Source organism: Psychroflexus salis, from assembly GCF_014640175.1.
GTDB classification, from domain to species: domain Bacteria; phylum Bacteroidota; class Bacteroidia; order Flavobacteriales; family Flavobacteriaceae; genus Psychroflexus; species Psychroflexus salis.
In genome coordinates, this window is sequence record NZ_BMGL01000001.1 from 64,938 (window position 1) to 87,820 (window position 22,883).

The following is a 22,883-nucleotide window of genomic DNA, read 5'->3' on the forward strand; positions in this document are numbered from 1 at the left end:
TATGCAAAATTTACAATTAGCGATTTTACAAGCCGATTTAGCTTGGGAAAACCCTAAAGAAAATTTAGCTTACTTTACCAAAGAAATTTTAAATTTACCTGAAAAAGTAGATGTAATTGTGCTTCCAGAGATGTTTACTACTGGCTTTAGCATGAATGCTGAAGTACTTGCAGAACCAACAAATGGCAAAAGCCTATCTTGGATGGTGAACATGGCTAAGGAAAAACAAGCTTGTGTTACTGGAAGTTTAATTGTTGAAGAAAAAGGAAACTATTACAACCGTTTATATTGGGTTTATCCAGATGAAACTTTTAAAACCTACGACAAAAAACACTTGTTTAGTTTGGCCAAAGAAGAAGAAACCTACACCGCTGGAAATGAAAAATTGATTGTTAATTACAAAGGTTGGAGGTTTTGCCCTTTAATTTGTTACGATTTGCGCTTTCCGGTTTGGGCAAGAAATACCGAAAATTACGATGTTTTACTTTACGTAGCAAATTGGCCCGAAATAAGAACTTCGGCCTGGAATGCTTTACTTAAAGCACGCGCCATCGAAAATATGTGTTATTGTGTTGGAGTTAACCGCGTAGGAAAAGATGGTAACAATTATCCGTATAGTGGACATTCTGCTGTTTACGACGCGTTAGGAAACCAACTCACTAAAAGCGAAAATCATCATCAAGTTTTTACAGAAGTGCATAAGTTGGATTATGAAGTGCTCCAAAAAACAAGAGATAAACTCGGATTTTTAAAAGATCGAGATGGGTTTCAACTAATATAAAAAGCCTAAAAACTAATCGGGTAGTGAAATAACATGCGAGTCGTCCCAATTGGCTCTTATTTTTATAGATTGGGTGCTGTAGTCTACCATTTCGGGCTGTATATTTTGTAAATAATTACCCGAATCCCATTTTAAGTTTTCATTTTCATCGTAAACTACCCGAACGTAATATTCGCCAGGGTTAAGGTAATTGAATTCAAAAATTTGAGCATTTTCTGAAAACTGTTCGTATTTCACTACATCTTTATCGTTAATAAGCTGAACTAAAATTGGAAAGCTTTTTATATTTTGTAAAGTCAGCACTAAATTTCCATAATCTGAATATTTTTTAGTCTTCACTTTTATATTTAAGGTATCATTAATTTCATCAAAAAAGCTGGTTACTCCACCGGGTAAAACTTGCAATTCGTAGGTTTTATCTTCTTCTTTTTCAAATTCTACTTCTAATTGGTTGGTATAGGTTTTTAAATCGAGTTTAAAATCAACTGCAACAGAATCTTTGGTATTCATTAGCATCATGCTGTCTTTTTCAAACTTTGCTAAAGGAACATTTGCCGATATTTTTATAGGATTTTTAAAGTAAATGCTTCCTTTGGGTTCGTGTGTAATTTTTAAGGAATCGGGAGCTTCTAATTCTTTAGGATACAATGTAAGTGTATCCAATTGTTTTTCATTCTTAAACACAAATACCAAAGAATCTTTTTCGGCAGCAGGCTTAAACCAATAATTTAAAGTGTCGGCATCGTTTTCTTTAACAACTTGGTAAGCAAAATCCGTAGGTTTTTCACCTAGTAATTCTATGCTATAATTCTTTTCATTAACTACACCACGATAGCCAAAAATCAATTTGTTTAAATTATCTTGTTTAGGTCGCTCAGCTCTAAATTCTTGTTCTTCTTTAAAAACACTCAGCTGAAAAAATTGCTCATTATCTCGGGGCAAAACAATGGTATCTTGCAAAAAACCAATTTGGTCTTGCGCAGCTTCAAATTTGTAATTGTTGTTTTTATCTGAAATAGCTATCAATTTATATTGACCCGCTTTCATGTTTTCTAGCTGAAAGGTGTTAGTTGAATCTTGGGTGTACGAAATATAAGTTGGCAACTTTTGAAACACCACAGAGTCGGAGTAAGCTGTGTCCAATTCATATAACATTACCGAAATGAATTCGTCTGCAATTCGTTTTTCGGGTTGGTAAAGTTTTCCTTCAATAGAAAGTGAATCGAGGTAGCTTCCAGTAGAAAAAACATATTTATAAAATGGAAATGTATTGCCTTCGTTATTATCTTCAATACTCGTTCCAAAGTTAATGGTATAAGTGGTTTCCTTTTGAAGCGAATCTAAGTTAAATTTAATCGAAATGTACTTAGAAGCCAATCCCATGGGCATAATTTCAGGCCGAGGCTGAATGGGTGGCGAAAAAATAATTTGGTTTCTAGCGTCTTTTAATTTAATGTACTCATCAAAATTGATGCGCAATTCTTCAGCTTGAAATAAATTTGAAAAATTCGGTGGACGTTCAGTAACAATTTTAGGCGGATCTTCGTCTATGGGTCCGCCATCTGGTCTGCCGCGTTGCGCGCAAGCATACACCAAAAGCGAAAAAAACAATAGGGCTAAAAATCCACGGATTCTCATTAGTTAATGATATCAAATCCGGTGTATGGCACTAAAACTTCAGGAATTTTTATGCCTTCGGGTGTTTGGTAATTTTCTAAAATTCCGGCTAAAACTCTGGGCAAAGCCAAGGCACTTCCGTTTAAAGTGTGCACTAAATGTTTCTTTTTGTCTTTGGTTTTATATCTAATTTTTAAGCGATTAGCCTGAAAAGTTTCAAAATTAGAAACCGAAGAAATCTCTAACCAACGCTCTTGCGCGGTAGAAAATATTTCAAAATCGTAAGTAAGCGCCGATGTAAAACCTAAATCTCCACCACATAAACGTAAAATACGATAAGGCAGTTTCAACTCTCGCAAAATTTCTTTTACGTGAGCCACCATATCGTCTAAAACTTGGTAGGAATCTTCAGGCTTAACTAGGCTTACGATTTCTACCTTATCAAATTGGTGCAAACGATTTAATCCGCGAACGTGTGCACCATAAGAACCTGCTTCACGGCGAAAACAGGGTGTGTAACCTGTGCATTTTATTGGCAACTGATCTTCGGTTAATAAATCGTCTCGAAAAATATTGGTTACTGGAACTTCGGCAGTGGGAATTAAATATAAATCATCTTCCGTTACATGATACATTTGACCTTCTTTATCGGGCAATTGACCCGTGCCAAATCCAGATGCTGCATTTACCAAATGCGGTACTTGGTATTCGGTGTATCCAGCTTGTGTATTTTTATCTAAAAAATAAGTGATTAAAGCCCGTTGTAATCGCGCGCCTTTTCCTTTATAAACGGGAAAACCAGCGCCGGTAATTTTATTGCCCAATTCAAAATCGATAAGGTCGTATTTTTGGGCTAATTCCCAGTGCGGGAGTGCTTTTTTATCCAGCTTAGGAATTTCGCCTTCACCAAAAATCGTTTCATTATCGTCTTCAGAGTTTCCAGCAGGAACACTTGAGTGGGGAACATTAGGAATACTAAACAACAACTCAACTAAAGTTTTGTTTACCGCATCCATTTCTGTTGAAATTTGCTTGGTTTTTAACTTTATACCCGCAGTTTTTTCTTTTAGAATATTTGCTTTTTGTTGTTCACCATTTTTAAAAAGCATTCCAATTTCTTTGGAAAGCTGATTAGATTCTGCTAAAATCTGGTCTAATTCGGTTTGCATATTTCGGCGTTGTTCGTCCAATTGAAGCACTTCTGGAAGAACTTTTGAAGCATCGAAGTTTCGTTTTTGAAAAGCTTCTTGGTATGCAGCTAAATGCTGTTTAATATTTTTTACTTCTAACATGTGGCAAGATTCGTTGTAATGTTGAAAGCCGCAAAGTTAACAAAAGCATTTTGTTTGTACAGCTATTTTGGCTTAGTAAAAATTCTAGTAAATTATACGGTATAATTAGCTGCAACTTGATATGCCAATTCGCTTAATTGCTCGTTATTCATTTCTACTTTGTGTTGAAATGTCATTTCCTTCATGTCGTTCAACGGTATTAAATGCACATGCACATGCGGAACTTCTAAACCTACAACTGCCATACCTATGCGTTTGCAAGCAATGGTTTTTTCTAAGGCATGAGCTACTTTTTTAGAAAATTTCATCAAATTGATGTAGGCGGCTTCATCTAAATCAAAAATTTTATTTACTTCTTTTTTAGGAATGCATAAAGTGTGTCCTTTTGCATTGGGGTTAATGTCTAAAAAGGCTAAAAAGTCTTCATTTTCGGCAATTTTATGGGCTGGTATTTCACCATTGATAATTTTAGTAAATAAGCTTGGCATAGGTTAAAAGTTTGTGAGAATTCCTAAATTAAATACGGCTTGGTTTAAATCGTTTATAATGTATTTAGATTCTGCAAATAAAAACAAGTTGTTCGATATGGCATAACGCAATCCACCACCAAGATTTGCACCGACACCTGAATCTTGCAATTCAAAAAAGTCGATTTCATCGGAGCTAAATCCATCTACATCGTTATTTACTTCAGTATAATTGAAACCAGCCAAAGCATATATTTGTAAATTTTTAATGTACACATCGAAGGTATAATGCACATCTGCATTAAATAAAATCATGTTGGTTGTAGCTTCAGAAAATTCATTATTACCAAAATTAAGATCCTGTTTTTTAGGCAAAAAGGCAACCACTTCTGGTACTAAAGAAAAATTCTCATTAATAATAATTACGCCGCGTAATCCTGCTCCAACACTTTCTATTTCTGTTCCATAAACCGCGCTAACACCTAACTGATTTTGCGAAAAACCAAAGCTAGCTAACAATATACTAATTCCTAAAATTATATTTTTCATATAGTAAAAGTAAAGATTATTTAATGAGCTAAAAAATTATCTAAAAACACTAACTTAATTTTAATACTACTCTTAAAGTGAAAGCCAATTTAAAAATGAAAGCTCGTTCCCACTCCTACCGATGAATAATTTGGGAAACGAGTATCAGTATACATTTTTTGATAATACACAAAAAATGAAAGTCGTCCTGAGTTAAACCCAACTTTGGGTTGGTAATAAACTCCACCTTCAATATCGTCTAAACCAGTGCTGTAACCTAGATCTAACCCAAAGTAAATACTCGAACCAAAATGAAGCTTACCAGCGACACCCGCACGAAAAAAACCTGCATCGGGCAAGGCCAAATTTAAAGAACTGCTAGATAATTGTTGTTCTCCATTAAAGTTAATGTATCCGCCTGTAAGACCTAAATTTAATATTTCGGCAACATTTATAAAGTAATAGCTAAAGTCTATTCCGTACACTAAATTTACTGGATCTTCAATATCTTCTGTAGGAATGCCTAAATGCACACTAGCTTCTAAGCCATTTTGCGCTTTAGTTTGTACAAAGGGAAATGTAAGTAAACTTAAAAATAAAGCAATTGTGGTAATTTTCATGTGTAGTATATTTTATTTGTCTGTTAAATCGTAACCTAAATCTTTTGCTTTTTTAATTCTAGGCAAACCTTGTTTCATCCAAACAGGTTGGGCTTCGTCTTTTAAAAAGTGATCAAAAAACTGCATCATTCTTATGGACAAATCTTGTTTGTTTTTCATTTTCCGCAAATTGTGCGCTTCGTTGTTATACACCAATAACCAAGCAGGTTTTTGCAAACGCCTTAAACCCATAAAAAATTCGATTCCCTGGTAATAGGGTACAGCTCCGTCGGCATCATTATGCATAATTAAAACAGGGGTAGTTATTTCGGGAATACCAAATAAAGGAGAATTCTCTATGTATAAGTCTACATCTTCCCAAAGTGTTGTACCGATTCTACTTTGCGTGCGTTCGTATTGAAACTGTCTACTTAATCCTGAAGCCCAACGAATTCCGCCATAAGCAGAAGTCATATTACTTACGGGTGCGCCACTTCCCGCAGCTGCAAATTTATCGGTTTTGGTAATAAGATGTGCTACTTGATAACCGCCCCAAGATTGACCCTGAATGGCAAGTTTATCTGAGTCTACATAAGGTAATTTTTCCATAGCTTCCACTCCCGACAAAATACAATTTTCTGCACTTGCGCCGGGTTTTCCTTGTTGATAAACAATGTCAGGCACAAAAACCAAATAATCATTACTTACTAAATAACTCATATTTACAATCGATGCGCTGGGTTGTGGTGAAATATAGCGGTGTAAATTATCACTGCGTTTTTCATAAAAATAAGTAATCATGGGATATTTTTTGCTTTCATCGAAATTTTCGGGTTTATACAACAAGCCTTGCAATTTAGTTCCATCGTAAGCTTCCCAATTTACCAATTCAACATTTCCCCATAAAAAATCCTGTTGTTGTGGATTTATATGGGTAATTTGTTCATGTTTTTGGTTTGAATTCAACACATAAACATCTGGATATTTTTTAAAATCTTGTTTTCTAAAAACGAGTTGTTCTGCTGCTTCTGCTTTTGCTAAACCGATTAATGAATGTGCATCTTTCTTCACCAACACACGAATTTCTTTATTGTTTTTTAAACTGAATAAAGCTTCTTGTTTGGTATATTTTCCGAAAGAAGTTAAAAGCAATTCGTTTTGATAATAACTAGCTAAGTTAGGGTCTTCAGGATCTAATTGCAGTGTTCGAAGTTGCTCAAAATGAGCTCTTCCGTTCGTTAACTTTTCAGGCTGTTTATTACCTGATAAATCTAATTGCCAAACATCAAACTCATCGTAAACTAGGGCTTCATTATTTGCAGTAAAGCCACCAAAACCGTAAGCTCTAGGTGCACTTGGCGTATCGTTTTCTTCATCAAAAAAATTGATAGCTAAATCCTTTGTAAGACTCTTTTTTTCTTGACTCGCCAAGTTTACACTCCACCAATTTTTATCATCGGTATTATAATAGAGTGCAAATTTTCCATCTGGTGACAAATAAGGTCTTTGTGCTAAAGCTTCAAGTACAATGGTTTTTTCTCCTGTTTCAGCATTTACAAGGTACCAATCGGTTAACCAAGGATAACTCCAAGAACGTTGTAAACGGTAAGCTTCATCGGTGTAGCCTAAGATCCATTTTTGTTGTTTGTCTTTATCAAAATAAATACCATCTAATTGCTTATCTTGAAGATGGACTAGTCGATTTTCAGCTAAATTATAATACGAAACAAAAGCTTCATTTTCTAGCTGTTTAGCTCTTGCTTTTTGCTCAGGCTGAATGCGCTGATCTTTATACGTCCAAACATCTACTTCTGGTATTTCATCTTTTAGTAAAGTGGTATCTATTTTAAAATCGGGGATGGGTTTTGAATAAAAATACAAACGCTCTTCATTTTCTGAAAAACTTGGCTTTTGATAGGTGCTCACCTGCCAATTTTCACGCAAATTAAAACCCGTTGTATCGGTTACTTGTGTGATTAACTTTTGATTGAAATGCAATAACTCATACTGAAGTGAATCTTTTTCAGTAGAATCTTTTGCCGCGTAGAAAGCAAGATTTTCCCCTGTATTTGATGCACTTACCTTCTGATAACGGTAATACGAAGAATCGATTACTTCTTCTTTTAAATTAGAAATATCGTACTTAAAAATGCCTAAGGCTGCTTTTTTCTTGCCTTTTGTTTTGGTAAAATAAAAGTGGTTTGCACTTTTAGGTAGTTCAATTTCATCAACTTGAAAAACACTGTCTCTTTGTTGGGTTGATAGATTATAAACAATAGCATAATCTGCTTTTTCGTTGAGTGGTGTTTTTTCTTCTTCTTTCTTTTTTTTCTTCTTCCTTCTTTTTTTTAAAGTGTTCTCTTGCTTGGCTTTTTGCTTTTTGTCTTTATATTTTTCTATAACTACCCAAGCTTCAGCTTCTTCGGGAATGTGAAACTTTTTTACCGCTTCGATGCTATCGATCAATGTTTGTTTTTCTACACTGAAAATTTTCAATTTAGGTTTGGTCTGCTTTTCTTTTTTTACTTCTCGCTTTTTTTGGTTGCGGATGCTATCGTAATGCGGTTGTTCTAAAAACACAATAAACTTTTCGTCCTGTGTAATTTGTGCATCAGTTCCATTAAAAAATTGTTTCGAAAAGTTTTTAGTAAGCAAATCGATTTGTAAGTAGCCATTACTCCTTCCTGTAGTAGTTTTAACTTCATTCAGCAAAATGTTGCCTTTTGCGCTTATTTTGGTTTCTGAAATGCGTTTCCATAAATCGTAATCATCATGTGTAATTGCTCTTTTTTCTTGTGAAAATGCAATAGAACATAGGCTAAAAAAGAAAAGGAAATACTTCATAATTAATGATCTAATAATTCGGTTAAGCTTAATTGGTCTGCCTTATTTTTTAATTTTGCTACTTCTTTAGCTAATTCATTCGGGACAATTAGCGATAGTACGTAATGCTGAATTTTCCACTGGTTATTTTCAAGAATTAAAACACCAGAACCTCGGCAAACGCCAAGATGATTCGAGTTTAAAACTTCATCGAACCAAGCTGTTTTTCCATCAGAGCTAATTTCGATATTACGTTGAACGGGAATAAACTCCCAAGCGGGAGCACTATTAAAATGGGTTTTTGCAAAGGTTTTAAAATCGTTTACCGACCAGCGTTCACTGGCATCGGTCCCCACAAAATAGGCATCTTCTGTAAAGTGTGAAAAATAAGATTCGAAGTTGGCAGCTGCAGCAGCTTCATGCCATTGATTTAGCTGTTGGTCTACATTCTGTTGCGCCACAGCAAAACTAAGTTGCAAAAGAAAAAAAAGACTAGCCATATATTTTAAGCTCATTATAAATTTAGATTAGGCATTTCGATAAATGCTTCATTTAATTGAATATTCAAATTGTAAAAATCCACTGGAACTTCGTTGGCTGTTTTAAACAACTTATCGTAATCTATGTGTTGTTTTTTAGCTAATTGATTTAAAACACTCACTTTGGTATGCAATACTTTAATCCGAGACTCAATGGGTTTAATCCTAAACGCTTTAGGCACCGTCTTCAATAAAGAATCGCTCACTCTTAAAATACTCGGTGCATTTGTAATTACATCGTTTAAACTGTAAGCTTTCATTCGTTTTATTTCGCTTTCCATGGCTACGTAAATCATCCATTTTTCAACTACTGCTTCAGCTTTAAGGCTTAGTTTTATTTCTTGTTCAGGATATTTTATGTTTCGACTTAAAACACTGTCTTGCTTTCGAGTTAAACTATTTTGCTGATTTTCATTTTCTGTTGTTTTAGTGTCTTCACAAGCTAATAACAGACTGAGCATGAACATGAAAAGAAAATATATTTGAAATTTAGCAAACAACTTCATGGAATAGGAATTTTAGGCTAATTTAAAACATTCTAAAAACTTACATCACAAAACATTCAAAATTAAGTATTAAACATATTTTAGGCGGAATTTTAAGAATTTATCATTAATAAGTCCTATTATCTGTATTTTTGTAGAAAATAAAAATTAATGAAGCCAAGGATTTTAATAATAGGTGCTTGTGGTCAAATAGGAAGTGAACTTACTTTAGCACTTCGAGAAAAGCATGGTAATGATCATGTAATTGCGAGCGATATACGAGAAGGAAATCAAAGTTTTATAAACTCTGGTCCATTTGAAATACTCGATGCTACTAACTACGATGCTTTAGAAGATATCGTTTTACATTATGATGTAAATGAAATTTATTTGATGGCTGCAATGCTTAGTGGCACCGCAGAAAAGTTTCCAATGAAAGCTTGGAACTTAAATATGAATACGCTTTTTAATGTGCTTCAATTAGCGAAAGACAAAAAAATAAATAAAGTATTTTGGCCTTCAAGTATAGCCGTATTTGGGCCCACTACTCCGAAAGAACATACACCACAACAAACCATAATGGAACCTTCTACAGTTTATGGCATTAGCAAGCAAACAGGAGAACGTTGGTGCGATTATTACCACAAACGCTATGGTGTAGATGTAAGAAGTATTCGGTATCCAGGATTAATAAGCTACAAAACACCGCCAGGTGGTGGCACTACAGATTATGCTATCGAGATTTTTCATGAAGCTATTCGTGAAAAAAAATATACTTCTTTTTTAAGTGAGAACACTGCTCTGCCAATGATGTACATGGAAGATGCTATTCGAGCAACAATAGCAATTATGGAAGCACCAAATACAAATATTAAAATTCGATCTTCGTATAATTTAGGTGGAATTAGTTTTACACCTAAAGAAATTGCCGCAGAAATACAAAAGCATATTCCAGAGTTTAGCATTAATTATAATACTGACTTTAGACAAGCAATTGCTGACTCTTGGCCTTGTAGCATTAATGATGAAAATGCTTTTTTAGATTGGAATTGGAAGCATCAATTTGAATTGAAAGACATTGTAAAATCTATGCTTAATGGCATAAACAAGTTGAGTACAACTGATTAATATCATTGTTTTAAATTCATGTTTTTTGAATATTTGTGTTGAAAACAAATACCTAAGACCATGAAACCAAGCGTTCCCGTATCGAAAATAATGACCAAAAATTTAGTAAAGTTAAATGTAAAAGACACACTTACTAAAGCAGAATCCTTATTTAAAAAGCATAAAATAAGACATATTCCTGTTGTTGAAGGAAGTAAAATTATCGGCATGTTAAGTTATACCGATTTACTCAGGATTTCGTTTGCTGATGCTACTAACGATGATGGCAACGAAGTAGAAACCACTATTTACGATATGTTTTCTTTAGAACAAGTAATGACTAGTCAAATAATATCTTTACAAATTAATAATCATGTAAAAGATGCTGCAGAAATTTTTACTAAAGCAGAATTTCATGCCCTACCTGTATTAGATGAAGATAAACTAGTAGGTATTGTAACAACTACAGATGTAATTAAGTACATGTTGAAGCATTACTAGTAGTTTGAATTACTTTTTTTATCTCTCTAATACCAAGGGATTCTTAATATTCATATCGATATTATACATCCAAATTAGTACTATAAATATATATTTCTATAAAACAAAGAAAGCCCAGCAATATTGCAAGGCTTTCTTTGTTAAATAACACAAAATTGGTTGGTTGTTTAATGTACAATTAATTTTTGGGTAGTAGTTACTTTTGTTTCTGCATCGGTTAATTTTACTAAATAAATACCCGCATTTACTTGATTTAAATTGATAGTTGTTTCGTTTAAACCAGCGGTTCCTTTTGTAATTAACTTTCCTGTTATATTAAAAACTCTGAAATCTATTTGATTTGCTGATGTGTTTGAAATATAAACAGTCCCATTAGTTGGATTAGGGTATAATTTCACACTGTTATTCAGTTCAAAAGTATCCTGACTTAGTGTAATAAAATTATTAAAGTTTACCGATTCTGAAGATTCAAAATCACCTCCACTTATAATAACCTCACCCGTATTGGTTTCTAAGCTGTAGCTACCATTTCCAAATCCACAACAAATACCATCTCCAAATTCATCAAAAATGGTAAAGGTGTAACAGTCATCATTATTTAGGTTAATAGTTTGATTAAATGGATTATCACCACTACCATATGGACCACCACTTTGAACTACTGCACCAGAAGAGTTGGTTACTTCCCAAGTAGTTTCACCCGGATAATTATCAAAGTTAATGCTAAGCTCTATGTCATTTCCAACCGATTCTGCTACTTCAAAACTAGTAATAGACTGGTTGTTATTTAGGTTTTCGTCGCCTGCTAAATCTACATCAACTGTAAATTCATTCTCTTCAACTTGTAGGCTATATTCAGGCACGATTAAAATTTCTATTTCACCTGGCAAAAGTGTTCCACTCCAGTTAATTGTTATTGGAGCGTCGTTGTTAAAAGCATAATCTACATTTAATGCAGTAATGCTGTTGTTACCTGCATTAATTAACACAATTTCTGGGCTAACACTATCAGCACATACTTCATCTAATCCATTAACGCTAACTGAAACATCGGTATCAAGTAATTCCATTGCTGGAAAAGAATCTAAAGTAGTTTGTCCTGTGTTATTAGGGTCTAGCCAGTTACTTAATCGTGAGCTATTGGTAGTTCCAAAATTCCAAGAAGTTGCAAAGCGACCGTAAAAATCTGATTGACCATTGTTGGATGTGCCTGAACAAGCAGCACCTCCACCAGCTAATTGCCCAATAATTCTTCCATTTTGGTCGAATAATGCAGAACCTGACGAACCTGGTTCGGTAACTCCATCTTCCCAATTATTAACCAGCCACATTTGCATTGACGGATCTCCATTAAAACCGATTACTCCTTGCGTTGCGCCATCATTATCGCGACAAATTTTCATAATATCTCCACTCGGGTGATGAATCCCTACTTCAAAATCTGGGTTAGTATTACTTCGATCCCAACCAGCCCAAACTAAATCCCAAGCATCTGGTAAATTAGGTGTAATTTCTAGTAAAGCCATATCAGACTTTGTATTGCTAGCTCTTAATATGGCTCCACTTGCTGTCTGATTAAAGGTTCCATTTTGAGAATTATTAAAAGATGCGCAAACAGGATTTGGACTCGTCCAATTAAAACGGAAAGCCCAGCTTCCAACACCGCCACCCAAACAATGATTTGCTGTTAAAAAGTATTGAGCTCCGTTATTAGCAGTATTGTTTATTAAAGTACCTGTACAAAAACCACTTCCTCCAACTACCGTCATAGCAACTGATTTTTTTAGATGGTTTTTTAAATCTTCATAATCATCGCCAATAGGACAATCTACATCTAAATTACAATCTCCAGAATCGTTTATTGCTTTTTGAATACTTTCATTTTCTGTATACGAACGGTAACCATGTACTACTTGACTAATGTTTAAATCGCCCTGTCCTAGGTGTGCTTTTGGCTCTAAATATTCTATGGTAACTTCTTCACCTTCAACTAACCAAGAACCAAAAACTTTTTCATCGGTATTTTGGGTATGTGTATAAGCACCCAATAAATCGGTTCTTTCTTTGTTATAAAAATAAAGCTTTCCTCCTTGTGGGATATAAAACTTATCGAAAATGAAATTTAATGTTTTTGCTCCTTCAGATTTAAAACTAATTAACCAAATTCGGTCTCCACTGGGTAAGGTTTCCCACACTCCTGCATTATCTAAACCGTAACTTACAGAATGTTCATAACCAAATCGCCATGGAATATCATCGCGTTGATCATTTATTTCATCTTCATTTTGCAATTTTTTTAAATCAAATTCAGGAAGTTGTATAGGGTTTACACCTTCAACACCAAGCTTCCAACTTATTGGTTTTCCTTCATTTGTAACCTGCGCCCAAGAAAAAGTAACTGTAAGCGCAAAAATTATGGTAAATAAATTTTTATACATGTTATATTTTTTTTTGCAATCTAATCTAATGATTTCAAAAAACGAAATCAGTTTAGATTTTAACATTAACAAATCTGTATTTACAAAAGATTAACAGTTTAAATTTATTAAAAGCTTGTAACAAAAACACTTCCGAACAGTCTTATAAATAAAGTTATCTTTATGATTGATATTAAAGACTTACACAAATCCTACAAAATAGGCAAAAACTCCTTACATGTACTAAAGGGAATTAATTTTAACGTAAAAGAAGGAGAATTAGTTTCAATCATGGGTTCATCAGGTTCTGGAAAATCTACACTTCTTAATATTTTAGGCATTTTAGATGAAGCTGATTCCGGAAGTTATCACTTAGATGGTGTTCCGATCAAAAATTTAAATGAACGCATAGCGGCAAATTACAGAAATAAATTTTTAGGTTTTATTTTTCAATCTTTTAACTTAATCAATTACAAGTCGGCTTTAGATAATGTTGCTTTACCTTTATATTACCAAGGTATTTCTAGAGGCGAACGCAATGATAGAGCCATGAGTTATCTTGAAAAAGTTGGCTTAGCAGAATGGGCAGAACATAAACCCAACGAACTTTCGGGTGGACAAAAACAACGTGTTGCTATAGCTAGAGCTCTAGCTAGCCATCCAAAAGTATTACTTGCAGACGAATTAACAGGAGCATTAGATACAAAAACTTCTTACGAAATAATGGATTTAATTCAGCAAATTAATGACGAAGGCAAAACCATATTAGTTGTAACTCACGAAGAAGATATAGCACAAATGACAAAACGTATTGTACATTTAAAAGATGGTGTCATAATTAAAGACGAAAAAGTAGAACAAGTAAGAGCGCTTGAGCATGTTTAGTCTAGAACGTTGGCAAGAAATATTTGAAACCATTAGTAAAAATAAACTCCGTACTTTTTTAACAGGAGTTTCGGTTGCATCTGGTATTTTTATATTGATTATATTATTAGGAGTTAGTGAAGGCATGCAAAATGGAATTGAAAAACAGTTTCAAAATGATGCCTCTAACATTATTAATATTTATCCTGGAACAACTACCCTAGAATATAAAGGCTTAAATCCAGGAAGAAGGATACAGTTTACCAACGAAGATTACGAACTTGCCTTAAGCGGAAAAGAAAAAGTAGAATACAAGTCTGCAGATTACCAAATTTGGAGCCGATTAATTTCTTACAAAAAAGAATTTGGCAGCTATCGAATTCAAGGTGTAATGCCCGATTTTCAATATTTAGAAAATGCTTCAATTATAGAAGGACGATACATCAATGAAACTGATTTAAATCAACTAGAAAAGCATATTGTAATTGGGAATCGTGTAAAAAAAGATTTGTTTAAAGATGAATCATCACTTGGTAAATATGTAAGTTTAGGAGGATTAAATTTCAAAGTAGTTGGCGTTTACACCGATCCTGGGGGCGACCGAGAAGAAGCAAGAGTTTACATTCCTATTACAACAGCACAGGTTGTGTTTGGTGCTGGAAATAACATACGTTCTATGGGTTTCACCTTACCTAAAATAGATAATTATGATGAAGCACTAGCCGAGTCTAACCAATTTACTGCTGAAATTGAACGCCAATTAAAAGCAAAGCTTTTAGTTAACCCTTTAGATACAAGCGGAATATACATTAGCAACAACATTGAAAACACTAAAGAAATTTACTTACTCATCTCTTCTATGAAGCTATTTTTCTGGTTTGTAGGTATCGCCACTTTATTAGCAGGAATTATAGGGGTGAGTAATATTATGCTAATTATTGTAAAAGAGCGCACCAAAGAAATTGGTATTAGAAAAGCTTTAGGTGCCAAACCCATGTCTATAGTTGGAATGGTTTTACACGAATCCATTTTTGTAACTGCATTTTCGGGAATAATGGGTTTAATTTTTGCACTGGGTTTACTAGAATTTTTTGGCCCAATGATAGAACTAGACTTTTTAGTAAACCCTTCAGTAAATTTCAATATTGCATTAAGCACAGTCATTATTTTAATTGTAGCAGGAGCAATTGCTGGATTTTTTCCAGCTTGGCGTGGCGCCAAAATTAAACCTATAGATGCCTTAAGAGACGAATAATATGTTTAGTAGAGACAAATGGAATGAAGTTATCGAATCCTTATCGTCTAATTTATTTAGAACGGTACTTACTGCTTTTGGTGTATTTTGGGGAATTTTCATCTTAGTAATTTTACTTGCTGCTGGAAATGGTTTAGAAAATGGGGTGAAACAAATTTTCTCAGGCATTTCATCCAATTCTATGTTTATGTGGACACAAACCGCATCAAAACCTTACGATGGACTTCCTAAAGGAAGACGCTACAACTTTGATTTAGACGATGTAACTGCTATAAAGCAAAAAGTAAATGGTTTAAAATACGTTTCACCTAGAAATCAACTTGGTGGTTTTGGGGGCGACAACAATGTAGTTCGAGGTTTAAAAAATGGGGCTTTTAATGTGTATGGAGACTATCCAGATATACAAGAACAAGAACCTATGAAAATTTTAAGGGGCCGATTCATCAATCAAAATGACATAGAAAATAAACGAAAAGTTGCTGTAATTGGTGAAGGAGTTTTAAAAGAACTTTATAAAATTGATGAAAATCCGCTGGGGACTTATATTAAAATTCAGAGTGTAAATTTTATGGTGATTGGTGTTTACAAAAAACGCGGTTTTGGTGGCGGAAATGCAGAAGAAGACCAAAAACAAATTTACACTCCATTCACAGCCTTTTCGCAAGCTTTTAATTATGGCGAAGTTGTAGGATGGATGGCCATAACAGCTAAAGATAATTTTTCAATTACCAACTTAAAGGAAAACATTTTCGACATTATAAAAATAAATCATCGCATTCATCCAGAAGATGACCGTGCTATCGGGAATTTTGATTTATACGAACAATTTTCTAAAATTCAAGGTTTATTTATCGCTTTAAATGCAGTAGCTTATTTTGTGGGAATTTTAATCTTAATCTCTGGTGTAATTGGAATAAGCAACATTATGTTAATTGTTGTAAAAGAACGCACTAACGAAATTGGTGTACGTCGTGCATTGGGAGCAACACCTTGGAATATTCGCGGACAAGTTTTGTTCGAATCTGTATTTTTAACTCTAGTTGCTGGAATGGCAGGAATTGTATTTGCAACGGGCATTTTATCAATTATAAATAAAGTTCTCCCGAAAGATAGCGACATTCCTTTTGTTAACCCTAGTGTAGACTTACCAACCGTAGTAACAGCCTTAATTATACTTGTAATCGCTGGATTATTTGCAGGCTTTATACCAGCACAAAATGCCATAAAAATAAAACCTGTAGATGCCTTAAGAACTGAATAAAAATCATAAGATCTAATAACAAATAACACAATGAAAAAAGCGCTAACTATTATTGTTCTATTAATTATAGTATTCCTATTTGGGGGATCCTTGTATTATCTGTATCAAAAAAACCAAGAAAGCCCAGAAGTATTTAAAACAGAACGAGCTTCTAAAGAAACCATTATTAAAAAAACGGTGGCTACCGGAACACTAATTCCTAGAGAAGAAGTAGAAGTAAAACCTAACATTTCTGGTATTGTAGACAAACTTCTAGTAAAACCAGGCGATACTGTTCAAGTTGGCGATTTAGTAGCCCAATTAAAAGTGGTTCCAAACATCAACAATTTAAACTCAGCCAAAAACCAATTAAGACAAGCAAAAATTAACTTGAACAACGAAAAGAAGATTTTTAATCGTCAAAAAGAATTGTTTGAAAAAGGAGTAATTTCTGCAAATGACTACGATTTAGCACAAAACTCTTTCGCTAATGCAGAACAAAACGTGCTAGCCGCCGAAGAAAATTTTGAAATCATTCAAACTGGAACTTCAAAAGATGCAGGAAATGCAGCAACTACAGAAATTAAAGCCCGTATTTCGGGTATGGTTTTAAGCGTTCCTATTAAAGTTGGAAACCAAGTAATTGAAGCCAATAACTTTAATGAAGGAACAACTATTGCTACCATTGCTAAGGTAGACGATATGATTTTTGAAGGCAAAGTAGACGAATCTGAAGTAGGCAAAATTAAAGAAAATCTTCCTTTAGAAATTACTGTGGGTGCAATCGAAAACACTACTTTCGATGCTGTTTTAGATTATATTGCACCGCAAGGAATTGAAGAAAATGGAGCTGTTCAATTCGAAATTGAAGGCAGCTTAAAAGAAACTAAAGGTATTTTTATACGCGCAGGTTTAAGTGCAAACGCATCTATTATTTTAGAAAAACAAGAAGATGTTTTAGCCATAAAAGAAGCTTTAGTGCAATTTGATAAAGAAACCAAAGCTCCATTTGTAGAAGTTGAAGTTGGCGATCAAAAATTTGAACGTCGTGATATTGAATTAGGCCTAAGCGATGGGATTAATGTTCAAATAAAATCTGGAATAGATGAAAATGACAACATAAAAGTTTGGAATAAAGTAGAAGAACCTATTTCACAAGGCCGAAGAAGAAGATAAGTTGCATCTACACAAATTTTAATCCTATGAAAATTATATATAATTTTATTCTTACAGCATTTCTATTAGCAACTAGCTCAACTTTTTATGCACAAGAAACACCACAAAAATGGACATTAGAAGCTTGTATACAACACGCTCTCGAAAACAATATTAGCGTAAAACAAACGCAATTAGATGTAGAAAACGCGGATATTGATATAAAAGAAGCGATTGGCAATTATTTGCCTACCTTGAATGTTGGTGCCAACAACCAATGGGTGTCTGGTTTAACCCAAAACATTACAACTGGTATTTTAGAGCAGCAAGTAAATCGTAACTTCTCGGTTAACGCAACGTCTAGCGTACCTATTTTTAATGGATTAGCTAACTTACGGCAGTTTGAACGTGCAAAAATTAATCGCTTAGCCAGCACATACAACCTCAACCAAATTAAGGATGATATTTCTTTAGCTGTAGCTAACTCCTATTTGCAAGTATTGGTTAGCAAGCAAAGCCTTATTGTTCTAGAAGAACAAAATAAAGTAACCCAAGAACAATTAAAACAAACGCAAGCCTTGGTTGATGTTGGTTCAATTCCTGAAGGAGAAATACTAGAAATTAGAGCTCAAAATGCAGATGAATTAAGACAAATTGCTATTGCGCAAAACGATGTACAGGTTAGCTTAATTGGTCTCGCTCAAAATCTATTAATTAAAGATTACGAAAATTTTGATATTGCAGACGAAGATTACGACATTCCTATCACTGAAATTTTAGAAAAAACTCCATCTGAAATTATTGAAAAAGCAAAACAAGAACGCTACGAAATTTTGGTAGCCGAACAAGATGTAGAATTAGCACAAAAAGATTTAGAATTAGCTAAAAGTCAATATTACCCTAGTTTAAATGCCTTCTTTAACTTCAACTCTAGAGAATCGAACAGAGAAAATGTAATTTCTAGTGGAATCGACCCAAACAATCCGACTGAGACTATTGGTATTGTGCAAAACACAGGAGACGAAGTAGTTCGTCCTAATTTCTTGCTAGAAACCGTAAGTGCTGACCCGTTTTTCGATCAATTAGAAAACAATTATGGTTACGCTTTTGGATTACAATTAAACATTCCTGTATTTAATGGATTTTCTGTACGAAATCAAGTAGCTAGAAGTCGAATTAACGTAGAACGAAGCGAATTTCAATTAGAACAAATTGAATTGAATTTAGAATCGAATGTTTATCAGGCTTATTTAGATGCACAAGGCGCCGCAAAAGCATATGAAGCAGCTTTACAGGCAGTAGAATCGCAACAAACTGCTTTTGATTATGCACAAGAGCGTTTCGAAGTGGGTATTTCTAACGGCTTTGAATTTACCCAATCTAAATTTAGATTAACCAATGCAGAAAACCAATTAATCCAAGCGAAATATAATTTTATTTTTCAAATAAAAGTATTAGAATTATTTTTTGGTATTCGCCCTGTTGAATATTAACCCGAAACAAAAAATTTGGCAAACATACTTCACATAGAAAGTGCAACAACTAATTGTTCTGTAGCTTTATCGAACAAGGGAAGTGTACTTGCTTTAAAAGAAATCAATTCGGCTAATTACAGTCATGCTGAAAATTTGCATGCGTTTATTGAAGCCGTTTTAGGAGAAGCTGAAATACATATGCACCAACTCGATGCAGTTTCAATTAGCAAAGGACCTGGTTCATATACAGGTTTACGTATTGGAGTTTCGGCTGCTAAAGGTTTAGCTTTTGGCTTACAAATTCCCTTAATTTCTGTAGGAACTCTCCAAGCTTTGGCGCTTCAACTTAAAGTAAAATCTGGTTTAATTATACCTATGCTAGATGCCAGAAGAATGGAAGCTTACACACAGGTTTTTTCAGCTGAACATGAATATTTAAGCCCTGTTGAAGCCACAATTTTAGTATCAAATTCATTTGAAGCTTTTTTAGCCAAAAACAAAGTGAGTTTTATAGGTTCTGCAGCTTCCAAATTTGAAGAAATATGTTTGCATCCCAATGCTAGTTTTTATACATCTTTAGTACCTTCAGCTAAGGAACAAGCCAAAATTGCATTTCAGAAATTTCAACAAGAAAAATTTGAAGATACGGCATATTTTGAACCCTTTTATTTAAAGGATTTTGTTGCAGGAAAACCTAAAAAACTTGTTTAAAATTAATTAGTTTAAATAAAAAAAGCTGCTTCAATTAATTGGAGCAGCTTTTTTTATTAAATATAGATAAATCTAGTTTTCTTTATCCATATTGTATAAGTGTACATCGCGTTGTGGGAATGGGAAAGAAACACCATTGGCTTCTAATTCGGTTTTCAATTTTTCAATAAAATCGAAATGTAAGTCCCAAAAATCTGATGTTTTGGCCCAAAAACGAACAGATAAATCTACCGAATTATCACCTAATCCAGTTACAACAACAACTGGTGCAGGGTCTTTTAAAGTGCGTTTATCTTTATTTAAAATGTCTAATAACACTTCTTTAGCTTTCTGTATATCACTATCGTAAGAAATTCCTACAGGAACCACATCTCTACGCGTTGGCTCGTAACTGTAGTTAGTTACTTTATTGTTTGATAACTGACCGTTAGGTATAACAATACGCTGATTGTTAATTGTAGTTATTTTTGTGTAAAAAATACTGATTTCTGTAACTGTTCCAGATTCTCCTTGAGCATCGATAAAATCACCTACTTTAAAAGGCTTCAATACAATAATTAAAACACCGCCTGCAAAGTTAGAAAGCGATCCTTGAAGTGCTAAACCAATTGCTAAACCAGCGGCGGCCAGTATAGCAGCAAAAGAAGTAGTTTCTATACCAAGCTCTGTTATAACAGCAATAATAAGTAGAATTTTCAAAGCGATGTTAATAATGCTAATGGCAAAACCACGAACGCCAGGATCTACTTCACGCTTTTCCATAACTTTCTTAACTCTTCCGGTAATAAACTTAATTGCCCACCAACCCAAGATTAGTGTTATCAAAGCACCTACAACACTAGGCAAATAATCAATTAAAGTCTGAAGTCCTTCTTTGGCAAATGTTGATAAATTTTCTACTGATTCATTCATTTTAGTTAATTTGTTTAGTTAGTTACAATTAGCAATATTAAGAAATAATTTTACCATTTTTAACATCATTTTTATCCGTATTCAAAAAAATTAATTTTCCATCGGTGTTTTCTGTCATTAAAATCATGCCTTCGCTAAGTACACCTCTTAATTTAACAGGCTTTAAATTAACAACTACGGCTACTTTTTTTCCAAGAATTTCATCTGGAGTATAGTGCTCAGCTATGCCAGAAACTACACTTCGTATATCGATGCCTGTGTCTACTTTTAGATGCAAAAGTTTTTTGGCTTTTGCAATTTTTTCGGCAGAAACAATAGTTCCTACACGCATATCTAATTTAGTGAAGTCTTCAAAATCGACTTCTTCCTTGGCAGGTTCGATTGCAGTAACTTCTTCAGCATTTTCTTTTTTGATAGCTTCTAATTTATCGAGTTGCGTTTGCATTTCGACATCTTCAACTTTAGTAAAAAGCAATTCAGCTTGATTTATTTGATGGCCTTCTTGGAGTAAGTCTTCAGCTTCAGCTAAATCATTCCAATAAATTTTACCCATTTGATCTTGATTTAGCATTTGGCGTAATTTCTCGCTAGTAAAAGGCAAGAATGGTTCTGCAATTACAGCTAAAGCTGATGCAATTTGTAAACCAACATACATTATGGTAGCTGTTCGCTCTGGGTCTGTTTTAGCTTTTTTCCATGGCTCTTCATCTGCTAAATACTTATTTCCTAAGCGCGCTAAATTCATCATTTCAGCTTGCGCTTCTCTAAAACGGTATTTTTCTATAGAGTTCCCAATTGTAGTTGTAAATTTTTTAATTTCCTGAAGTACGCTAATATCAATGGCTTCAAAATTAGTTTTAGTTGGAACTTTTCCAGCATAATATTTATTGGTTAAGACCACTACTCTATTTATAAAATTACCAAAAATACCGACCAATTCAGAATTGTTTCTAGTTTGAAAATCCTTCCAAGTAAAGTCGTTGTCTTTCGTTTCTGGTGCGTTAGCGGTTAAGCAATAGCGTAAAACATCTTCTTTCCCAGGAAAATCTTCTAAATATTCGTGCAACCACACTGCCCAATTTTTTGAAGTTGAAAGTTTTTGTCCTTCTAAATTTAAAAACTCGTTAGCAGGCACATTATCGGGTAAAATATAACTGCCTTCAGCTTTCAACATTACGGGGAAAATAATGCAATGAAACACAATATTATCTTTTCCTATAAAGTGAACCAGTTTAGTTTCTTCGTCTTTCCAGTAAGGCTCCCAATCTTTATTTTCGCGTTTTGCCCATTCTTTTGATGCAGAAATATATCCAATAGGCGCATCAAACCAAACATACAACACTTTTCCTTCGGCTCCTTCAACCGGAACGGGAATTCCCCAGTCCAAATCGCGAGTTACTGCTCTAGGACGTAAACCATCGTCTATCCAAGATTTACATTGCCCATAAACATTGGGTTTCCAATCTATTTTATGGTCTTCTACAATCCATTTTTGTAACCAATTACTGTATTGATCTAGCGGTAAATACCAATGTTTGGTTTGTTTGGTAATGGGTTTGTTTCCAGTAATGGCCGAAACTGGATTTATGAGTTCATTAGCACTAAGCGAAGTTCCACATTTTTCGCACTGATCGCCATAAGCTTCTTCTTTGCCACACTTTGGACACGTTCCCGTTACAAATCGATCGGCTAAAAACTGTTTAGCTTCTTCATCATACAACTGCTCAGAAGTTTCTTCAACAAATTTGTTGTTTTTGTATAAATTTTTAAAGAATGATGTAGCCGTTTCGTGATGTACTTTTGCAGAAGTTCTGGAGTAATTATCGAATCGAATTCCGAAATCTACAAAAGATTTTTTAATAATTCCGTTGTATTTATCAACCACATCCTGTGGCGAAACTCCTTCTTTTTTGGCTTTTATAGTAATAGGCACACCGTGTTCGTCGCTTCCACATACAAAAAGCACATCTTCTCCTTTTAGTTTTAAATAGCGTGCATAAATATCTGCAGGAATATACACGCCAGCTAAGTGACCAATATGAATTGGACCGTTGGTGTAAGGCAAAGCCGCAGTTATAGTATAACGTTTGGGTTGATTCATGTTCAAAATTTATG

Annotated in this window: 20 protein-coding genes; 9 read left to right on the forward strand and 11 right to left on the reverse strand. The window is 34.1% G+C overall.

Annotated elements, in window-relative coordinates; all coding sequences use genetic code 11:
- Nucleotide 1 precedes the first annotated feature (1 nt).
- Nucleotides 2-781 (forward strand): amidohydrolase, encoded by a 780-nt coding sequence (locus IEV63_RS00260; RefSeq protein WP_188404752.1) that lies wholly within the window; start codon nucleotides 2-4, stop codon nucleotides 779-781.
- Nucleotides 782-793: 12 nt separating this feature from the next.
- Here IEV63_RS00260 and IEV63_RS00265 read toward each other — a convergent pair whose 3' ends face one another.
- The 8 genes from IEV63_RS00265 to IEV63_RS00300 form a co-directional block, all read right to left on the reverse strand.
- Nucleotides 794-2,419, reverse strand: coding sequence for an Ig-like domain-containing domain (locus tag IEV63_RS00265; protein WP_188404753.1), 1,626 nt, complete (start codon nucleotides 2,417-2,419; stop codon nucleotides 794-796).
- The gene (gene serS / locus IEV63_RS00270) at nucleotides 2,419-3,690 is read right to left on the reverse strand and encodes a serine--tRNA ligase (protein WP_188404754.1); all 1,272 of its coding nucleotides are present in this window, start codon (nucleotides 3,688-3,690) and stop codon (nucleotides 2,419-2,421) included. Before serS ends, IEV63_RS00265 begins: the two co-directional genes overlap by 1 nt.
- A gap of 92 nt (nucleotides 3,691-3,782) precedes the next feature.
- A complete protein-coding gene (locus tag IEV63_RS00275) occupies nucleotides 3,783-4,178 on the reverse strand; it encodes an HIT family protein (RefSeq protein ID WP_188404755.1) in 396 nt (131 codons plus the stop codon).
- A gap of 3 nt (nucleotides 4,179-4,181) precedes the next feature.
- On the reverse strand, nucleotides 4,182-4,706 hold the full coding sequence (locus tag IEV63_RS00280) for an outer membrane protein (RefSeq protein ID WP_188404756.1): 525 nt from the start codon (nucleotides 4,704-4,706) through the stop codon (nucleotides 4,182-4,184).
- 89 nt (nucleotides 4,707-4,795) lie between these two features.
- Nucleotides 4,796-5,305: a hypothetical protein gene (locus IEV63_RS00285; RefSeq protein ID WP_188404757.1), complete on the reverse strand. Its 510-nt coding sequence runs from the start codon at nucleotides 5,303-5,305 to the stop codon at nucleotides 4,796-4,798.
- Between the two features lie 12 nt (nucleotides 5,306-5,317).
- Nucleotides 5,318-8,128 (reverse strand): S9 family peptidase, encoded by a 2,811-nt coding sequence (locus tag IEV63_RS00290; RefSeq protein ID WP_188404758.1) that lies wholly within the window; start codon nucleotides 8,126-8,128, stop codon nucleotides 5,318-5,320.
- Between the two features lie 2 nt (nucleotides 8,129-8,130).
- Entirely contained in the window at nucleotides 8,131-8,607 is a 477-nt protein-coding gene (locus IEV63_RS00295; protein WP_188404759.1) for a nuclear transport factor 2 family protein, read from the reverse strand.
- A 14-nt stretch (nucleotides 8,608-8,621) separates the two neighbouring features.
- Nucleotides 8,622-9,113 (reverse strand): hypothetical protein, encoded by a 492-nt coding sequence (locus IEV63_RS00300; RefSeq protein ID WP_188404760.1) that lies wholly within the window; start codon nucleotides 9,111-9,113, stop codon nucleotides 8,622-8,624.
- A gap of 189 nt (nucleotides 9,114-9,302) precedes the next feature.
- On the opposite strand from IEV63_RS00300, the gene IEV63_RS00305 reads away from it, so the two are divergent.
- Both IEV63_RS00305 and IEV63_RS00310 read left to right on the forward strand, forming a co-directional pair.
- Nucleotides 9,303-10,259 (forward strand): NAD-dependent epimerase/dehydratase family protein, encoded by a 957-nt coding sequence (locus IEV63_RS00305; RefSeq protein ID WP_188404761.1) that lies wholly within the window; start codon nucleotides 9,303-9,305, stop codon nucleotides 10,257-10,259.
- A 60-nt stretch (nucleotides 10,260-10,319) separates the two neighbouring features.
- Nucleotides 10,320-10,739, forward strand: coding sequence for a CBS domain-containing protein (locus IEV63_RS00310; RefSeq protein ID WP_188404762.1), 420 nt, complete (start codon nucleotides 10,320-10,322; stop codon nucleotides 10,737-10,739).
- 167 nt (nucleotides 10,740-10,906) lie between these two features.
- On the opposite strand, the gene IEV63_RS00315 is transcribed toward IEV63_RS00310, so the two are convergent.
- Complete coding sequence (locus IEV63_RS00315; protein ID WP_188404763.1) at nucleotides 10,907-13,177, reverse strand: T9SS type A sorting domain-containing protein; 2,271 nt, start codon at nucleotides 13,175-13,177, stop codon at nucleotides 10,907-10,909.
- Between the two features lie 162 nt (nucleotides 13,178-13,339).
- Here IEV63_RS00315 and IEV63_RS00320 point away from each other — a divergent pair, with 162 nt between their 5' ends.
- From IEV63_RS00320 to tsaB, 6 genes are read left to right on the forward strand one after another with little or no spacing between them, the layout of a single operon-like run.
- Nucleotides 13,340-14,041 carry an ABC transporter ATP-binding protein gene (locus IEV63_RS00320; protein WP_188404764.1) on the forward strand — a complete coding sequence of 234 codons (702 nt, stop codon included), beginning with the start codon at nucleotides 13,340-13,342 and terminating at the stop codon, nucleotides 14,039-14,041.
- Complete coding sequence (locus tag IEV63_RS00325; RefSeq protein WP_188404765.1) at nucleotides 14,034-15,275, forward strand: ABC transporter permease; 1,242 nt, start codon at nucleotides 14,034-14,036, stop codon at nucleotides 15,273-15,275. The genes IEV63_RS00320 and IEV63_RS00325 overlap by 8 nt, the downstream gene beginning before the upstream one ends.
- Before the next feature lies 1 nt (nucleotide 15,276).
- Entirely contained in the window at nucleotides 15,277-16,536 is a 1,260-nt protein-coding gene (locus IEV63_RS00330; RefSeq protein ID WP_188404766.1) for an ABC transporter permease, read from the forward strand.
- A gap of 30 nt (nucleotides 16,537-16,566) precedes the next feature.
- Nucleotides 16,567-17,691, forward strand: coding sequence for an efflux RND transporter periplasmic adaptor subunit (locus tag IEV63_RS00335; RefSeq protein ID WP_188404767.1), 1,125 nt, complete (start codon nucleotides 16,567-16,569; stop codon nucleotides 17,689-17,691).
- Nucleotides 17,692-17,717: 26 nt separating this feature from the next.
- Complete coding sequence (locus IEV63_RS00340) at nucleotides 17,718-19,163, forward strand: TolC family protein (protein ID WP_188404768.1); 1,446 nt, start codon at nucleotides 17,718-17,720, stop codon at nucleotides 19,161-19,163.
- 15 nt (nucleotides 19,164-19,178) lie between these two features.
- On the forward strand, nucleotides 19,179-19,856 hold the full coding sequence (gene tsaB, locus IEV63_RS00345; protein ID WP_188404769.1) for a tRNA (adenosine(37)-N6)-threonylcarbamoyltransferase complex dimerization subunit type 1 TsaB: 678 nt from the start codon (nucleotides 19,179-19,181) through the stop codon (nucleotides 19,854-19,856).
- 72 nt (nucleotides 19,857-19,928) lie between these two features.
- Here tsaB and IEV63_RS00350 read toward each other — a convergent pair whose 3' ends face one another.
- Both IEV63_RS00350 and metG read right to left on the reverse strand, forming a co-directional pair.
- Entirely contained in the window at nucleotides 19,929-20,768 is an 840-nt protein-coding gene (locus IEV63_RS00350) for a mechanosensitive ion channel family protein (RefSeq protein ID WP_188404770.1), read from the reverse strand.
- A 37-nt stretch (nucleotides 20,769-20,805) separates the two neighbouring features.
- Nucleotides 20,806-22,869 (reverse strand): methionine--tRNA ligase, encoded by a 2,064-nt coding sequence (gene metG, locus IEV63_RS00355; protein WP_188404771.1) that lies wholly within the window; start codon nucleotides 22,867-22,869, stop codon nucleotides 20,806-20,808.
- Nucleotides 22,870-22,883: the final 14 nt, after the last annotated feature.

Bases quoted from the DNA above. Each gene is read 5' to 3' on its own strand.
- IEV63_RS00315 (WP_188404763.1), bottom strand. From the start codon at position 13,177: ATGTATAAAAATTTATTTACCATAATTTTTGCGCTTACAGTTACTTTT.
- IEV63_RS00325 (WP_188404765.1), top strand. From the start codon at position 14,034: ATGTTTAGTCTAGAACGTTGGCAAGAAATATTTGAAACCATTAGTAAA.
- IEV63_RS00305 (WP_188404761.1), top strand. From the start codon at position 9,303: ATGAAGCCAAGGATTTTAATAATAGGTGCTTGTGGTCAAATAGGAAGT.
- IEV63_RS00310 (WP_188404762.1), top strand. From the start codon at position 10,320: ATGAAACCAAGCGTTCCCGTATCGAAAATAATGACCAAAAATTTAGTA.
- IEV63_RS00300 (WP_188404760.1), bottom strand. From the start codon at position 9,113: ATGTTCATGCTCAGTCTGTTATTAGCTTGTGAAGACACTAAAACAACA.
- serS (WP_188404754.1), bottom strand. From the start codon at position 3,690: ATGTTAGAAGTAAAAAATATTAAACAGCATTTAGCTGCATACCAAGAA.
- IEV63_RS00280 (WP_188404756.1), bottom strand. From the start codon at position 4,706: ATGAAAAATATAATTTTAGGAATTAGTATATTGTTAGCTAGCTTTGGT.
- IEV63_RS00350 (WP_188404770.1), bottom strand. From the start codon at position 20,768: ATGAATGAATCAGTAGAAAATTTATCAACATTTGCCAAAGAAGGACTT.
- IEV63_RS00330 (WP_188404766.1), top strand. From the start codon at position 15,277: ATGTTTAGTAGAGACAAATGGAATGAAGTTATCGAATCCTTATCGTCT.
- IEV63_RS00340 (WP_188404768.1), top strand. From the start codon at position 17,718: ATGAAAATTATATATAATTTTATTCTTACAGCATTTCTATTAGCAACT.
- metG (WP_188404771.1), bottom strand. From the start codon at position 22,869: ATGAATCAACCCAAACGTTATACTATAACTGCGGCTTTGCCTTACACC.
- IEV63_RS00290 (WP_188404758.1), bottom strand. From the start codon at position 8,128: ATGAAGTATTTCCTTTTCTTTTTTAGCCTATGTTCTATTGCATTTTCA.
- IEV63_RS00285 (WP_188404757.1), bottom strand. From the start codon at position 5,305: ATGAAAATTACCACAATTGCTTTATTTTTAAGTTTACTTACATTTCCC.
- IEV63_RS00295 (WP_188404759.1), bottom strand. From the start codon at position 8,607: ATGGCTAGTCTTTTTTTTCTTTTGCAACTTAGTTTTGCTGTGGCGCAA.
- IEV63_RS00335 (WP_188404767.1), top strand. From the start codon at position 16,567: ATGAAAAAAGCGCTAACTATTATTGTTCTATTAATTATAGTATTCCTA.
- IEV63_RS00260 (WP_188404752.1), top strand. From the start codon at position 2: ATGCAAAATTTACAATTAGCGATTTTACAAGCCGATTTAGCTTGGGAA.
- IEV63_RS00275 (WP_188404755.1), bottom strand. From the start codon at position 4,178: ATGCCAAGCTTATTTACTAAAATTATCAATGGTGAAATACCAGCCCAT.
- IEV63_RS00265 (WP_188404753.1), bottom strand. From the start codon at position 2,419: ATGAGAATCCGTGGATTTTTAGCCCTATTGTTTTTTTCGCTTTTGGTG.
- IEV63_RS00320 (WP_188404764.1), top strand. From the start codon at position 13,340: ATGATTGATATTAAAGACTTACACAAATCCTACAAAATAGGCAAAAAC.